Source organism: Olsenella sp. AGMB03486 (assembly GCF_040884255.1).
In the GTDB taxonomy this organism is placed as follows: domain Bacteria; phylum Actinomycetota; class Coriobacteriia; order Coriobacteriales; family Atopobiaceae; genus Olsenella_L; species Olsenella_L kribbiana.
The window spans coordinates 1-1,177 of record NZ_JBEVTM010000057.1 but is presented as its reverse complement, the minus strand read 5'-3'; the positions used below and the strand labels follow the sequence as shown (position 1 = coordinate 1,177).

1 protein-coding gene is annotated in these 1,177 nt (G+C 62.8%); it reads left to right on the top strand.

Annotation, left to right across the window (positions count from 1 at the left end; all coding sequences use genetic code 11):
* Positions 1–170: 170 nt before the first annotated feature.
* Complete coding sequence (locus ABVS03_RS11540; protein WP_368019217.1) at positions 171–1,169, top strand: IS1595 family transposase; 999 nt, start codon at positions 171–173, stop codon at positions 1,167–1,169.
* Positions 1,170–1,177: the final 8 nt, after the last annotated feature.

Below are 1,177 nucleotides of genomic sequence, written 5' to 3'. Positions count from 1 at the left end.
TTGAATAGTCAACCAGAGTGCGGATAGAGGCGGCCCGAATGGCCTGGCCGCCAGGCACGCCTGATGGTATGATCGCATCGCCAAACACGAAATCGCCAGCGGGCCCATCCGTCTTCGTGTTTGGCGACATCCTGGACGGATGGACCCGCTGGCGGACAGGATGAGTGATCATGCCGCGCCGCAAGAACCCCTACGGCGGCATGGTGGAGGAGCTTCCGGCTGCACAGTTCGCCGAGCTCGCCTCCGCTGTCGCCGCGAGAAGGTGCCGCGAGGAGATCGGCTTCGGGACGTTCGACGAAGCAGCCGGCGCCTGGAAGCCCGACCCCAGATGCCCCTGGTGCCACCACGAGCACAACAGCCGCGATTCGTCCACCCCCTCCGGAAGGAGGCGCTGGGTGTGCACCGGATGCGGCAGGACTTATACGGCGCTCACCGGCACCGTCTTCGAGGGGTCCAAGAAGGATTTTCCGGCCTGGGCGCAGTTCGTCCGGCTCATGTGCTACAACGCCCAGCTCGACCTCGCCGCCGAGGCATGCGGCATCTCCCACCAGACGGCCTTCGAATGGCGGCACAGAGTGATGTCCACGCTCGGCGCCTACCAGGAGCGCATAGTGCTGTGCGACAGGTGCTGGATAGACGAGATGTACATCGAGGACTCGACCCTGAAGAACACTGCCGGATACCACGTGATGCGCGGGCTGTCGCGCAACCTCATATGCATATCCGTAGCGATCGACGTGCACAAGAACCCCGTCGCGGTCGTGTGCGGGCACGGGAAGCCGAGCGGGAAGAGGGTCAGGGAGGCCCTGGAGGGCCACATAGCCGAGGGGACAACGATCATCCACGACAAGGAGCGCGCCCACAGCCCCCTCGTCAGGGCCGTGAAAGGGGCCAACATCGCATTCAAGGCCGACACCGAGGATCCGGACTATCTCGAGGGCATGAAGATGGTCAACAGCCTGTGTGCCTGGATAAGGCGCTTCGTGGAGGGCTATGTGGGCATGAAGACCTCGAACCTCCAGGAGTATCTCAACTGGTACGTCTATCTCTTCCGGGTCAAGCAGGCTGACGAGAGGTGGCCGAAGACCGCAAGGGTCCTTCGCCATCTGATGCTCACCGATGCACATTACCGCAGCTCAAGGAAGCGCGAACGTCCGCACTCTGGTTGACTATTCAA

Excerpts from the sequence above, each read along its gene's own strand:
- ABVS03_RS11540 (WP_368019217.1), top strand. The coding sequence starts at position 171 with ATGCCGCGCCGCAAGAACCCCTACGGCGGCATGGTGGAGGAGCTTCCG.